Origin of the sequence: Bacillus sp. AFS077874 (assembly GCF_002566505.1) — a bacterium.
In the GTDB taxonomy this organism is placed as follows: domain Bacteria; phylum Bacillota; class Bacilli; order Bacillales; family Bacillaceae_G; genus Gottfriedia.
In genome coordinates this window covers 486,698-500,693 of record NZ_NUYF01000007.1, presented here as the reverse complement: position 1 = coordinate 500,693, position 13,996 = coordinate 486,698, and the positions used below count along the sequence as shown (strand labels likewise).

General features: G+C 32.7%; 10 protein-coding genes. 5 read left to right on the top strand and 5 right to left on the bottom strand.

The features are described from left to right. Nucleotides 1-29: 29 nt before the first annotated feature. From pepT to COJ46_RS24440, 3 genes are all read right to left on the bottom strand, one after another. Nucleotides 30-1,271, bottom strand: coding sequence for a peptidase T (gene pepT / locus COJ46_RS08425; protein WP_098565822.1), 1,242 nt, complete (start codon nucleotides 1,269-1,271; stop codon nucleotides 30-32). A gap of 117 nt (nucleotides 1,272-1,388) precedes the next feature. Then, complete coding sequence (locus COJ46_RS08420; RefSeq protein WP_097974792.1) at nucleotides 1,389-2,024, bottom strand: lysoplasmalogenase; 636 nt, start codon at nucleotides 2,022-2,024, stop codon at nucleotides 1,389-1,391. A gap of 132 nt (nucleotides 2,025-2,156) precedes the next feature. Beyond that, a complete protein-coding gene (locus tag COJ46_RS24440) occupies nucleotides 2,157-3,740 on the bottom strand; it encodes a L,D-transpeptidase (protein ID WP_176522478.1) in 1,584 nt (527 codons plus the stop codon). A gap of 347 nt (nucleotides 3,741-4,087) precedes the next feature. On the opposite strand from COJ46_RS24440, the gene COJ46_RS08410 reads away from it, so the two are divergent. Then, nucleotides 4,088-6,268, top strand: a complete 2,181-nt coding sequence (locus COJ46_RS08410) for a DNA topoisomerase III (RefSeq protein WP_097974794.1) — start codon at nucleotides 4,088-4,090, stop codon at nucleotides 6,266-6,268. A gap of 38 nt (nucleotides 6,269-6,306) precedes the next feature. Here COJ46_RS08410 and COJ46_RS08405 read toward each other — a convergent pair whose 3' ends face one another. Beyond that, nucleotides 6,307-6,804: a precorrin-2 dehydrogenase/sirohydrochlorin ferrochelatase family protein gene (locus COJ46_RS08405; protein ID WP_097974796.1), complete on the bottom strand. Its 498-nt coding sequence runs from the start codon at nucleotides 6,802-6,804 to the stop codon at nucleotides 6,307-6,309. Between the two features lie 274 nt (nucleotides 6,805-7,078). Here COJ46_RS08405 and COJ46_RS08400 point away from each other — a divergent pair, with 274 nt between their 5' ends. Next, the gene (locus COJ46_RS08400) at nucleotides 7,079-7,618 is read left to right on the top strand and encodes a PTS sugar transporter subunit IIA (RefSeq protein WP_335448690.1); all 540 of its coding nucleotides are present in this window, start codon (nucleotides 7,079-7,081) and stop codon (nucleotides 7,616-7,618) included. Between the two features lie 578 nt (nucleotides 7,619-8,196). Here the strand turns inward: COJ46_RS08400 and COJ46_RS08395 are convergent. Continuing rightward, complete coding sequence (locus tag COJ46_RS08395) at nucleotides 8,197-9,246, bottom strand: acyltransferase family protein (RefSeq protein WP_097974798.1); 1,050 nt, start codon at nucleotides 9,244-9,246, stop codon at nucleotides 8,197-8,199. 361 nt (nucleotides 9,247-9,607) lie between these two features. Here COJ46_RS08395 and COJ46_RS08390 point away from each other — a divergent pair, with 361 nt between their 5' ends. The 3 genes from COJ46_RS08390 (at nucleotide 9,608) to COJ46_RS08380 (ending at nucleotide 13,968) form a co-directional block, all read left to right on the top strand. Next, complete coding sequence (locus COJ46_RS08390; protein ID WP_098565821.1) at nucleotides 9,608-10,528, top strand: ABC transporter ATP-binding protein; 921 nt, start codon at nucleotides 9,608-9,610, stop codon at nucleotides 10,526-10,528. After that, the gene (locus COJ46_RS08385) at nucleotides 10,525-11,622 is read left to right on the top strand and encodes an ABC transporter permease (protein ID WP_097974801.1); all 1,098 of its coding nucleotides are present in this window, start codon (nucleotides 10,525-10,527) and stop codon (nucleotides 11,620-11,622) included. The genes COJ46_RS08390 and COJ46_RS08385 overlap by 4 nt, the downstream gene beginning before the upstream one ends. 198 nt (nucleotides 11,623-11,820) lie before the next feature. Continuing rightward, nucleotides 11,821-13,968: a YhgE/Pip domain-containing protein gene (locus COJ46_RS08380; RefSeq protein WP_097974803.1), complete on the top strand. Its 2,148-nt coding sequence runs from the start codon at nucleotides 11,821-11,823 to the stop codon at nucleotides 13,966-13,968. Nucleotides 13,969-13,996 lie beyond the last annotated feature (28 nt).

Here is a 13,996-nt window from a genome sequence, read left to right as displayed (position 1 = left end):
ACTGACAGATAGATGTCAGTCCTACTTTTTTACTTTGAAGTTGCTTTTTGTTCATATAATTTAATCACTTCAATCATAACATTCGTTGCTTTAATCATATTGTCGATTGAAATGTATTCAAATTTGCCGTGGTAGTTTTCTCCACCTGTAAAAATATTTGGAGTAGGTAGTCCCATATATGAAAGCTGAGAGCCATCTGTACCCCCACGAATTGGTTCTACAATTGGTGTAATTTCTAGGTTTGTCATTGCCTTGTGAGCAATATCAACAACCTCTTTAACAGGTAAGATTTTCTCACCCATATTATAGTATTGGTCTTTTAACTCTAAAATAATGCTGTTTTCACCATGTGTTTCTTTTAATTGATTTACAATATTCGACAATGTCTCTTTTCGATTAGCAAATTTTGTTTTATCATGATCTCTAATAATGTAGTGCATTTTTGTTAACTCTACATCACCTTCAATTGATACTAGATGATAAAAGCCTTCGTAACCTTCAGTTGATTCTGGCGCTTCTTCTACAGGTAATAAATTATTTATTTCCATGGCAATTTTCATAGAATTTATCATTTTACCTTTAGCAGTACCTGGGTGCACATTTTTACCTTTTACTGTAATCATTGCACCTGCAGCATTAAAGCTCTCGTATTGAAGCTCTCCTAGTGGACCACCGTCCATTGTGTAAGCATATTTAGCATCAAATGCTTTTACATCAAATTTATGTGGGCCTCTACCGATCTCTTCATCTGGTGTAAATGCGACTCTTATTTTGCCGTGTTTGATTTCAGGATGTTGAACTAAATACTCCATCGCAGTCATAATTTCAGCGATTCCAGCCTTATTATCTGCACCAAGTAATGTTGTCCCATCAGTAGTCATTAATGTATGACCTACATATTTAGTTAACTCTGGCGAATGACTTGGTGATAATACAACATTTAAACTTTCATTTAAAACGATGTCATTTCCATCATAGTTTTCAACTAGCTGAGGGTTAACATTTTTTCCCGTAAAGTCTGTCGCCGTGTCTAAATGTGCTAAAAATCCAATTGTCGGAATATCTTTGTCGGAATTTGCCGGAAGTGTAGCCATTACATAACCATTGTCATCCATTGTTACGTCAACTAATCCAATTTTGTTTAACTCTTCCACTAGCATGCGGCCCAAAGTTAATTGGCCAGGTGTAGAAGGGCATGTTTCACTACTTGCATTTGATTGTGTATCAACTTTTGCATAACTAATTAAACGATTAATTAACTCATTTTTCATATGAAAATCTCCTTTTTTACATTTCATAATCTGTATGTAATGCGCTTTCATTTTTTGTTTTTAGTGAAAAGAGGCTATATTTATATTGTAGTTCTTTCTTAATTTGAAAGTAAAATATTACGCAACTCTATTTCTATTTAAAATGCTTTTAGCGATTAAAAACTGTGCTGAGTAGTAGGTGATCATGATTAATTCGTGACCAAATTTAACGCTTTCTACAAATAGGTCCCACGATAAGATCGAATCTGAAATGATAAATAATAGGCTCCCCAAAATAGCCCATTTGTTTCCAGTCATTAAGGCAGTAAATGCCATCATTGAAATTGCAACTGAATAGGCTATTACCGGAATAACTAAATTTTCCTGACCATTTTCGTTTAAAGAGCTTACTAAATTAGAGCATAGAAAAAACGCATAAATTGCAATTGGAATAATTGATAGTACACGATAAATTGAAAATTTCCATCCTGATATAAAACCAGCAGCGTAAAACAAATGCCCAATTAGAAAAGCACTTAAACCGACAACAAACCATATTAACGTTCCGTCACCAATCATACAAAAAATAAGACCTAAAAGTATAAGAGCGCGATATTTAGTTGATTGATAAGGAATTTGTGAAAAGGCATAACTAATAATCAACACCATTGGAATAAGCTTAAATAGTATTTTTATGCTTACAGGCTCTGAAGGAATAAAAAAGATATAGAGAATACCAAAAAACAAAATAAGTATAGGTAGATACCTCTTCAAAATAAAATTACCCCTTTCTAACTATTTCCTTTTTACTAAATATTATCAGTGAAAAGTGAAAAGAATGCTATTAGAAAAACGAAAGAACAATCTATTAAACTATAAAAAAAGCAAACCGGGAAGGTTTGCTTTTTACGCGATCGCTATTCCATATGAGTGAGCAATCTGCCCATTTGTACTAGAAGATTTTGCAATAATAACTGTCGTTCCAACATTTATTTGATCGAATAACCATTCAATCTCACTGTTATGCATTCGAATACAGCCGTGACTAACTGATTTACCAATTGAGCTCTCATTAGCATTTCCGTGTATTCCATATGAGTTTCCTGGGGAACTACCCATACTTAAGCCCATCCATCTTTTACCTAGTGGATTATTTGGAGCTCCACCAGGAATATTTTCCTTATACCAAGGTCTATTTTTAATCTTGTTTAAGATTTTAAACTTTCCAGTAGGTGTAGGCGAGGAGGCTTTTCCTGTTGCTACACTAAATGTTTTTACTAGTTTTCCCTTGTTATAATATGAAAGTTTATTTGTTTTTGTATTAACAATAATTAGCTGCCCATTCGAAAGAGGTTGGGAGCTCTTTGCCTCAGTAAATGAAGGCTTACTTTGATTTCCAGCAGCATCAATTGATTGTACCTTTATAGGAGTAAATACTTTTAATTTACTGACCTTAAAAGTATAACTACCATTCTTTGTTGCAGCCGTTTTAGCTGTATATTTACCGCTTAGATATAGTTTAACGGAAGCATTAGGTTCTGTTTTTCCACTAATGACAGTGGCATTTTCTTTAACCGTTTGGATTGTAGGTGCTGATGGTGCAGTACGATCTAACACACGAATTGAAACAGGTTTACTTTGGTTTTTACTCTTATCAACTGCAACGACTTGAAGAACTGTGTTTGCCTTTTGCTTCGCCATTTTAATAGTAAACTTACCTGCTGAGTTAACTTTACCTTTTGCTAATACTTTCTTGTTTAAGTAAATGAGAATATCAGCATTCGGTTCCGATTTACCTGATATGCTTTGTGATTGATCTGATATTGAAGGTATGGAAGTGATAGAAGGTGCGATTACATCTGAAACATATGATGTAGCAGTTTTACTTTTTAATCCAATTGAAACACCAACTGCATTTATTTTAGTAAATTCTTTTAGAGGTTTAGTATTGAATTGAAAATTACCTTTTGCATCCGTTTGTACAGTGCTTACAAGTTTATTATTGTTGAAAATTTGGACGCTACTGTTTGCTAAAAAGGCTCCTGTAATGGATGTAGATTTATTTGTAATTGGGTTAATTTTTGGAGTTGGTAAATCTTTAATCATAAATTTAATCGTCTGGTCTGAAACGGCTAGAGTTTGATCATCTAGAGTAACTGAACTTAGTTGATAAGTACCTTTTATAAAAGAAGCTGTAACACCGATTTTTCCAGCATAGTAAAGATCTGAAGACGATAGGTTTTTTAGTAAAACTTCCGTCAAATTAGTCCCGTTTTTAAATGTGAGAGTTACATTGTTGAAATGTTCTTTAGTCGTTAATCCAACTTCAATAGATTGTCCAAATGTGGCTTCAGTAGTGTTTAAATTTAGATTATCTATATAATTTGATAATTCATCATCACTAAAACTTTGTGAAAAAGAAGTCGCGTTGGCTGTGGGTAATAGTACTAAAAATACCCCTAAAATTACTGATACAATCTTATTAATCATTGTCTCTCTCCTTATTATATGGAATTAATTACTAAATTTGCCATATGGAGAGTGAATTCCTTTGTTTTCTTAGTAAAATAAAACGTCAATTTTCAGCAAAAAAAGAACATTTGTTGAAAAAACAGGAAGAACAGGGAATATAGTGAAATTAGGTAGAATAAAAGAGAAAATAGAAAATTTTGTAGAATTAATGTAATTTTAAGATGTTATATTCATATAACTTGTTCTCACTCTCTAATCCTGTAATTTAGGTTTTCCTTGATTATATTCGGTTCACTTCCCTTTCCCCTGTTCTTAATGTTAAAGTTAGTTAATAAGAAAATTGTAAATAAACTAAGGAGTATGATATGAGCAAAACAGTAGTATTAGCGGAAAAGCCTTCAGTTGCTAGAGATATAGCTAAAGTGCTAGGGTGCAATCAAAAAGGTAACGGTTTTTTAGAAGGTAAAAAGTATATTGTGACCTGGGCATTAGGGCATCTTGTGACTTTGGCTGATCCGGAGGGATATGATAATAAATATAAGTCATGGAATTTAGAAGATTTACCAATGATTCCAGATAAATTAAAGCTTGTTGTTATTAAAAAGACAGGCAAGCAATTTCAAGCTGTAAAAACTCAATTATTAAGAAAAGATGTTTCTGATATCGTTATTGCAACAGATGCAGGGCGAGAAGGTGAGCTTGTTGCAAGATGGATACTTCAATTGGCTAAGGTTAATAAACCAATTAAAAGATTGTGGATTTCTTCTGCAACAGATCAGGCTGTAAAAAAAGGCTTTGAAAACTTACGCAGTGGTAAGGAATATGAAAATCTATATCTTTCTGCTGTAGCAAGAGCTGAGGCAGATTGGATCGTGGGGATTAATGCAACAAGAGCACTTACTTGTAAGCATAATGCTCAACTTTCATGCGGTAGGGTTCAAACTCCGACACTTTCGATGATTTTAGAGCGTGAAAAGGAAATAAAAGAATTTAAGCAACAAACTTATTATGGTTTACAAGTATTAGCAAATAATGTAACTTTTACGTGGCAAAATCGTAAGTCCAATGACCAAAAAATTAAAACGACTGATGAATTACAAAAAATTATTGGAGCGATAAAAGGAAAACAGCTAAAGATTAAGGAAGTTTCGACTGCTGAAAAAAAATCTTTTGCTCCGCAGCTTTATGATTTAACTGAGCTCCAAAGAGAAGCGAATAAACGATTCAACTTTTCACCTAAAGAGACATTATCCATCATGCAAAAGCTATATGAGCACCATAAAGTTGTTACGTATCCACGAACTGATTCTAGATACTTATCATCAGATTTAGTTGATACATTAAAAGAACGTTTATTAGCATGTAACATAAAACCTTATGGAAAAATCATTATGAAGTTAACGAATCAACCGATTAAAGTAAATAAATCATTTGTAGATGACAATAAGGTTTCAGATCACCATGCGATTATACCAACAGAGCAGGCACCTATAATAAGTGAACTTTCTTCAAAAGAATTTAAAATATATGATCTTATCGTAAGAAGATTTTTAGCAGTCTTACTACCTCCGTACGTATATGAACAAGAAAAAGTTATCGCAGAAATTGATAACGAGGTATTTGTTGCGAAAGGTAAAAGGGTTATTTCACTGGGTTGGAAAGAAGTCTTTAAAGACGAAGATGATCTTGAGAGTACAGAGGATCAACGATTACCAATTATTAACGAAAATGAGCGTTTTGAAATCGCTAAAGTTATTGAAACTAAAGGGCATACGAAACCACCAGCATACTTTAATGAAGCAACACTTTTAAGTGCAATGGAAAACCCAGTCCATTTTATGTCTGGCAATAGTAATGATTTAAAGAAGACAATAGGTGAAACAGGCGGATTGGGAACAGTTGCAACTAGAGCGGATATTATTGAAAAGCTTTTCAGTAGCTTTTTAATTGAAAAAAAGGGAAAAGATATTTTCATCACAAATAAAGGCAAACAATTATTAAACCTTGTTCCAGAAGCCTTGAAGTCACCAGCCCTAACAGCCGAGTGGGAGCAGAAGCTTCAAGCGATCTCCAAAGGTAAATTAGCTAAATCTAAATTTATGAGTGAAATGATTAGTTTTTCTTCAGATGCTGTGAAAGAAATAAAACAAACTGAACAAAAATTTAAGCATGATAACATGACTAGCACTAAATGTCCCGACTGCGGAAAGCTTATGCTAGAAGTAAACGGTAAACGTGGAAAAATGTTAGTTTGCCAGGACAGGGAATGTGGTCATCGTAAAACAATTTCACAGTCAACTAACGCCAGATGTCCTAATTGCTTCAAACGTTTAGAGCTAAGAGGCGAAGGAGAAGGTCAAATTTTTGCATGTGCATGTGGACATAGAGAAAAACTTTCTACTTTTAAAGATCGACGTTCGAAAGAAAAAAATAGTAAAGTTTCTAAAAAAGACGTTCAAAAATATTTGAAGCAACAGAACAAACAAGATGATGAACCATTTAATAACCCATTTGCAGAAGCCTTAGCAAAGCTGAAAAAACAATAAAGGCTAAAGACCCTGCACTCCTAACCAGTCATATGAGTTTACTCTATGACTGGTTTTTTTCGTTCAATAGCATATTCGTCCACGACATTACTATAATGATCGTCAAAATAAGTGTCCAGTTCCTTTTTTATCTTTTTGGATAGGACTGGACTTTTACCTGAAGTTGAGACTGACACAATAAGGTCTCCTCTACGAACCACTGCCGGTGTATGGAAATCACTATTATTTTGATCACTTACATCATTAAACCATTGGAAATCAGATGTACAATCTTTGACGAATGTATTTATATTTTTATCGTCAGTAGCTGCAATAACGATGTGAGCTCCAGTTAGATCAGCTTTTTCAAAATACTTATTTATCCATTTTATTGTTGGTAACTGTTTAAATTCATCACATAATTGAGGACTAATAATCGTAATCGTAGCACCACTTTTTATAAATGCTTTTGCTTTTCGAAAAGCGATTTTTCCTCCACCGATGATCGTAATCTTTTTGTTTTGAAGTGAGAAAACTAATGGAACCATTTCAGACATCTAATCGCTCCTATCTATTAATTGTATGGGACAAATATTTATGCACCATCATTTTATCATATGTATAACCAATTTTTAGAACTAGCTAATTAATGAACCATTAGAGGTTATTTATGTCTTTTATTGTAAAAATGATACAGTTTTGTTAATAATTCAATAAAAGTTCATCTTTTCTTTAGCATAAAAGTATTTTTTCTGTTAGGATAATTAGTATTATTTTTTCTGAAAAGATAATGATAAGACTGGAATCTAAATTAAAGAAAAGGTGAGTATTATGTTTAACAAATTAAAAAAAATGTTCGGTTTAGAGGAAGAACAACAACAAGGATCTGCTCCTGTAACTAAAGAAGCAACTAAGGATGTTATCATTAAAGCGCCATTAACTGGAGAAATACATCCACTATCTGAAGTACCAGATCCTGTATTTGCAGAAAAAATGATGGGTGATGGATTTGCTATTACACCTTCAGAAGGTGTTGTAGTAGCTCCTTTTGATGGAGAAATCGTACAAGTATTCCATACGAAACACGCTATTGGAATCCGTTCAAATGAAGGTGTTGAAATCTTAATTCATGTTGGACTAGAAACAGTTAAACTAAATGGTGAAGGTTTCGATGCTCATATAACAGAAGGACAAAAAGTTAATGCTGGAGATCATTTATTAACATTCAATATTGACTATATAAAAGAAAATGCAAAAAGCACAATTACTCCAGTTATTTTTACAAATGGAGATGCGCTAGAAACAATTAAAGTTACAGCAACTGGCTCAATTCAAAGAGGTTCAGATGCAGCTGTTGCTACATTAAAATAAAAAAATAGCCCCTAGGGCTATTTTTTTTCAGAGTGTTGAAATATAAAATGGTCAATAGGGTAAATGGTCATTAAATGAACATTTAATCTATTTAATGACGCAATTATCATTTTTTGGATGATCTATTAATGGTTTTAAAGGTTAAATGTTTGAGCAATTTCATGATTCGAATAATACTAGTAATGATTTTTTTTAGAAGTTAAAAATAATATGAGCTAATTTATAGAGAAACAAATTCAATTGATTAGTTTAATTAATGTTCCATTTGAATTGACCTACAAAGAGATTAAACTGTTAGGATACTCTAAGTAAAGGATATTTGATTAGATTTTTATTGCAGACTTTTTTTGATTGAATAAAGTTGATTGGAACGGAGGGGTGCTCGACTCCTATGGGATAAGCGGGAAGGCTGAGACCCCGCAGGCTTGCCGAGGAGGCTCAGGTCTCGCCCCATGGAAAGCGAGCATCCTGTAGTGGAAATCAACAACACTCTACTCCTTTTACGAAAATTTGATAATTTAATTGACATGGTTGTTTTTCAACAGCGTGAAAAAAAATAGCCCCTAGGGCTATTTTTTTTATGCAGTTCTTACTTTTAAATGTTGTTTTCGCTTTACATTTAAACCAATGAACAATGGTTTTATAGTAGGTTGTGATTCAATAATAAATTTCTTCGCAATCATAGGCACAGCTAAACCAATCATTGTGTACAATAACGGTCCATAATCGAAAAACTGTGAAAAAACAGCATTCGCAAAAATGTGGATGTACATGATTGTTAATGATTCTTTACCAAAGATTGTGCAAGGCTGGATAAATTGTAGTTTTGCTAGCTTTTGACATAAATAAAGTACGGCAATCGTCATTGTTATTGGAATTAAGGCATCTAAAAATAAATGGTTATATCTTAAATATTTAAGGCTTAGATGGTAGTCTAATTTATTCATCTCATATAAGGTCATATAAACGATGCTAAGCGCAATACAAAATATTCCAAGGAAGTTAGAAATGGATGCTATCAATTTTTTTGTAAAGAATCCTAACCCTAAAAAGAAAATAGCTAGTAGAGCAACATCCATATTCCACGGAATCGAAATTTGATTAAAAGTATTTTTACCAATTTGTGGAATTAATTTAATTGTTTCAAAATGTGCAAGCAAGTAGCAAGCAATTATGATGAATAGACGGGTACTATTCTTTTTAAAGTATAAACAAATTAACGCGAATAATATTTGAGTAATAAATAAACATGTCACATACCAAAATACGCCATGGACTCCAGTAATAAATCTACCACCAATTAACAATGAAAGGACTTCTTTTGATAAATTTGATTGGTTAATGGTTCCGTCTATTACCTCCATTGTCATGTTATATAAACTAAATAAAACCAAATACGTACAGTAAGGTACAAGCAATCTACATGTTAGTTTTTTTATAAAAAATTTGAGTTCATTAATTGAATTGACCGGTTTAAATAAGTAGCCACTAATAATAAAAAATAGAGGCATATGGAACCAGTAAATAAATGTAATAGAATTCGGACCTTCTGTAGAATGACCATAAACAACCAAAAAGATGCCGATCATTTTGGCAACATCCAACCATTTTTCACGTTCTATTTTCATTTTATCACCTTGTTTTTATGGCTCGCTTAAAGAGAAAAAACTTCAACCATAGCCAATTTTTTAAAAAATAATGTCCAACATATTGTAACCGATGAGTATTACAAAGTGACAACATGGACGTTACAATCAAGTTATAAAATGTAAATGAATATTTCATAAATGCAACAAATAAATTTTGATATTAGGTGTAGCATTGAATAATACGTATTGGTAAAAAATGTAAATTTTTATTAAAAATTATTAATAACCAGTTCTTTCGACAAATATAGTAAGTTTTACATTATATACTTAGCAGGCTGAATTAAAAATGATAGTGCACTTTTTAAATAATCATTTCATTAGTCGAGGTGAAGGAAAAACAATGGGCTCAATTATTAAAGTTGAAAATCTTAAAAAGAGATATGGAGATTTTTACGCTGTAAATGGAATTAGTTTTGAAGTTGAAAAAGGTGAAGTATTTGGATTACTCGGACCAAATGGAGCTGGTAAATCAACGACAATGGAAATGCTTGTAGGATTAAGAAAACCAGATGAAGGTACGGCTACAATTGCAGGGCATGTAATTGGTAAAGACTCATATAAAATCAAACAAGAGATTGGAATTCAACTCCAATCAACATCATTATTTGAACTGTTAAAAGTAAAAGAAATCATTGAAATGTATGCAAGCTTTTATCCAAGTCATATCCCGATTCAACCGTTGATCGATGAAATGCTTTTATCTGAAAAACAAAATAGTCTAGTAAAAGGATTATCAGGAGGACAAAAGCAGCGATTAGCGATTGCATTAGCATTAATTCATGATCCTCAAATCATATTTTTAGATGAGCCAACTACAGGACTTGACCCACAGGCTCGTAGAACGTTGTGGGATATCATCTTAAAACTAAAAGAACGAGGTAAAACAGTCGTTTTATCAACCCACTATATGGATGAGGCGCATGTACTAGCAGATCGCATTGGTATCATGGATAAAGGTAAATTAATTGCATTAGATACACCAAATAATCTAGTTAGTTCAATTTCTGCAGAGAGTGCGATTGAATTTAAGACAAAAGTACCAGAGCAAGAAGAAAAATTCGCACACTTAGACAATGTAATGAATGTCGTGATTAACCATGATTTCGTAACATTGTATACCCGTAACTTACAAGCTTCATTAATGGCTTTACTTGAGTATACAAAAGAACAAGATATGACGATTTCGGATTTATCGACTAGATCTGCGACTCTTGAGGACGTATTCTTACATATGACTGGAAGGGGGTTACGTGAAGAATGAAGGCTTATTATCAATTGACTTTAGCGCAACTCCGGATTTATGTACGTAATCGTCAAGCACTAATTTGGACACTATTATTTCCTTTTTTCTTTATGATTATTTTCGGATTAATGTTTAACGATGGGAATACAACTAGTTATTCAGTAAACCTAATTGATTATGATAACACTCAAGTTAGTAAACAAATTACGACTGTTTTAGAGAAACAAAAGTCACTTAAAATTCATAAAAAAACAAATGAATTAAAATCTAGGAAATTATTATCTGATGGTAAAACCGATTTTGTAATCGTCATTAAAAAAGGATTTCAAAATCAAGTTACAACTAAACAAAAATCCGCTCCTGCACAAATAAAAGTACTTTATAATGAAAGTAATGCAGGCCAGCTTCAAGGTGGAATAGCAACAATCACAGCATATGTTGATGCCGCTAGTAAACAAATGGCAGGATATACACCTAAAATCGTAACAGACTTTAAAGGTGTAGCTGGTATTACTCTTTCATATTTAGACTTTTTAGTGCCTGGAATTATTGCAATGCAAATCATGAATAATAATATGAATGGTGTCGCTGGCCAAATTGCCTCTTGGAGAGAACGAGGCGTACTAAGACGAATGCAAGGCACCACATTAAGAGCTTCAACCTTTATTGCCGCGCAAATTACAGCAAGGCTAATATTGAATAGTTTACAAGCCATCTTAACAATTTTAATTGGCTACTTTGGATTCGACGTAAGTATTCGAGGATCATTCCTATTAGTAGTATTGTTAGTAGTATTAGGTACATTAACATTTATGAGCATTGGATTTATTATAGCAAGTTTAGCGAAAAGTCCAGAAAGTGCTGGACCAATTGCAGGCTTCATTTCGTTCCCACTAATGTTTTTAGGTGGAGTATTTTTCCCTGTAAATAATATGCCCGAATATTTACAACCGATTATAAAGACAATTCCAATTACGCATTTATCAACCGCAATGCGTGACATCATGAATGTCGGAGCATCATTTGGTGATTTACTTCCAGATTTCGGTTGGTTATGTGTCTGGATGGTCGTAAGCTTCTTAATCGCTGCACGTACATTTAGATGGGAGTAACTGCAGAAACTAGATAATGAATAATGTAGATGAAACAAAGTAAATTAAAGTGTTTGATCAGAAAAGACATTCGCTAATTTTAGTGAAAGTCTTTTTTATTTTCCCTTTTCTTTATCCCAACTCCCATTCTTGCCTTTAAGAATAGTTAGGCATTATTTATTGCATACTATTTAAAAATTAAGATTAGGTGAGTTATAGGTGAGTTCAATATTTGAAATCTATTTTCGTGATGTAAAGCGGGTTGTAACAAATTGGGCTGCATTGATGATTATCATTGGTTTAATTATCATGCCCTCAATGTATGCATGGTTTAACATAAAGTCTTCTTGGGATCCGTACGGCAATACAAAGGGTTTAAAAATTGCAATAGTAAATGAGGATCGTGGTGCTACTGTCTTAAACAATAAAATTAATATCGGTAACGAAGTAATACATTCTTTAAAACAAAATCCTTCTTTAGGCTGGAGATTTACAAGTAAAAAAGTCGCAAATGAAGGCGTTAAACAAGGAAAATATTACGCTAGTATTTTAATTCCGAATGATTTTTCAACTAAAATTAGCACAGTTTTAACAGATCATCCTCAAAAACCGGAACTAGTTTATCAAGTTAACGAAAAACTAAATATTGTTGCGCCTAAATATACTGAAAAAGGTGCAACCGGTATTGGGAGTGAGATTACAAAGAAATTTGAAAAGACCGTAAGTAAGGAAGTATTGCAGGAATTTAATAAAATAGGAATAGATTTACAAGCAAATTTACCTGAAATAAAAAAATTTGAGCAAATGGTTTTTAAGCTTGAAAAAGATTTACCCGAAATAAAGACAACTGTGAATACAGCCTTAAATGACTATAAAAAAGTACAGAGTATTATTAAATCTACAAAAAAAGACATGGAATTGATTAATAACAACGTAGCAAATGGTGAAAAATTAACGGCTAGCTTAAGTGGGTTTTTTAATCAAATTAACAAAGCAATTCAAGATTCAACTCCTTTTATTAAAGAGACACTTAACCTACTCCAGAACCAGTCTGTTGTTATACAAAGTACTTTATCACAATTACAGAATCAAACGATTAGTCAAGACGAATCCATGAGGCTATCGAATGATATCGGAAAAGTACTACCGAATTCAAGAAATATGGTTACTTCTTTAAATCAAGTTCTTCAATCGTTTAGTAACTTAGGTACTAAAGCAGATTTTAGTAAAGATGTAAGTTCATTAAAAGATTTAGAATCAGATTTAATGATGATTCAAAATGAGAATGCTCAATTAAAAAGTGCAATACAAAGTGGAAACGGTGTACCGAATGATTTACTTCAAAAAATGAATGAGAGCGCGGCAAGTATAAATAACAAAATAAACAATCTAACTGGAAATTTTGACCAAGATTTAGCGCCAAAAATAAGTGAAGCTTCAAGATTAGTGAATGAATCATTAAAAAATACCCAGACTGTTTTGGCTGATGCAAAAACGAGTATACCTACAATAAAAGGTGTACTCCAGGACACATCAAATTTATTAGCAACCAAAAAGGGTGATATACAACAATTAGTAAATGAGTTACCAATGATTGAAGCGAAAATAAAAAAAATAGCGAATGAGATTAGAAAGGCTAAAGAAAAAGGAAGCATCGAGGATTTAATAAATTTTCTACGAACAGATATCGAAAAGGTAAGCGACTTTTATTCCAGCCCAATCGCAATAAAAAAGGAGCGAATGTTTCCGATACCGAATTATGGCACAGGCTTGACTCCTTTTTATACAACCTTGTCGTTATGGGTAGGAGCTTTATTAATGGTATCGTTATTAACTACTGAAGTTCATGAAGAAAAACCATATAAAAGTAGAGAAGTTTATTTTGGAAGACTATTGACCTTTATAACTATTGGGGTATTACAGACATTAGTAGTGACTACCGGTAACTTCCTAATACTAGGAACATATGCAGCAAGTAAAGGTTATTTTATCTTATTTGCACTATTGATTAGCATTGTATTTACGTTTATTGTTTATACGCTTGTTTCAGTTTTCGGTAATATCGGGAAAGGCATCGGTATTATCTTTTTGGTTCTCCAAATATCTGGAGCGGGAGGAGTTTATCCGATTCAAGTAACTCCGCCATTTTTCCAAAAAATAAATCCGTTTCTACCTTTTACCTATGCATTAAGCTTATTAAGGGAGGCGACTGGTGGGATCGTTTGGGAAACCATTTATAAGGACCTTCCAATACTAGTTCTTTTTGTCATTATTGCAATCATAGTGGGGGGAGTTCTTAAAGCAACTATTAATAAAAGAGCAAGTAAAATTGCGGATCTTTCCAAGAAGAGTAGACTCATCCATTAGTCGTTTGAAAAAATAAATTCATATAAAA

What these genes read in the sequence shown, in the direction of transcription:
- COJ46_RS08390 (WP_098565821.1), top strand. Translation starts at nt 9,608, where the DNA reads ATGGGCTCAATTATTAAAGTTGAAAATCTTAAAAAGAGATATGGAGAT.
- COJ46_RS08385 (WP_097974801.1), top strand. Translation starts at nt 10,525, where the DNA reads ATGAAGGCTTATTATCAATTGACTTTAGCGCAACTCCGGATTTATGTA.
- COJ46_RS08395 (WP_097974798.1), bottom strand. Translation starts at nt 9,246, where the DNA reads ATGAAAATAGAACGTGAAAAATGGTTGGATGTTGCCAAAATGATCGGC.
- COJ46_RS24440 (WP_176522478.1), bottom strand. Translation starts at nt 3,740, where the DNA reads ATGATTAATAAGATTGTATCAGTAATTTTAGGGGTATTTTTAGTACTA.
- COJ46_RS08405 (WP_097974796.1), bottom strand. Translation starts at nt 6,804, where the DNA reads ATGTCTGAAATGGTTCCATTAGTTTTCTCACTTCAAAACAAAAAGATT.
- pepT (WP_098565822.1), bottom strand. Translation starts at nt 1,271, where the DNA reads ATGAAAAATGAGTTAATTAATCGTTTAATTAGTTATGCAAAAGTTGAT.
- COJ46_RS08400 (WP_335448690.1), top strand. Translation starts at nt 7,079, where the DNA reads ATGTTTAACAAATTAAAAAAAATGTTCGGTTTAGAGGAAGAACAACAA.
- COJ46_RS08410 (WP_097974794.1), top strand. Translation starts at nt 4,088, where the DNA reads ATGAGCAAAACAGTAGTATTAGCGGAAAAGCCTTCAGTTGCTAGAGAT.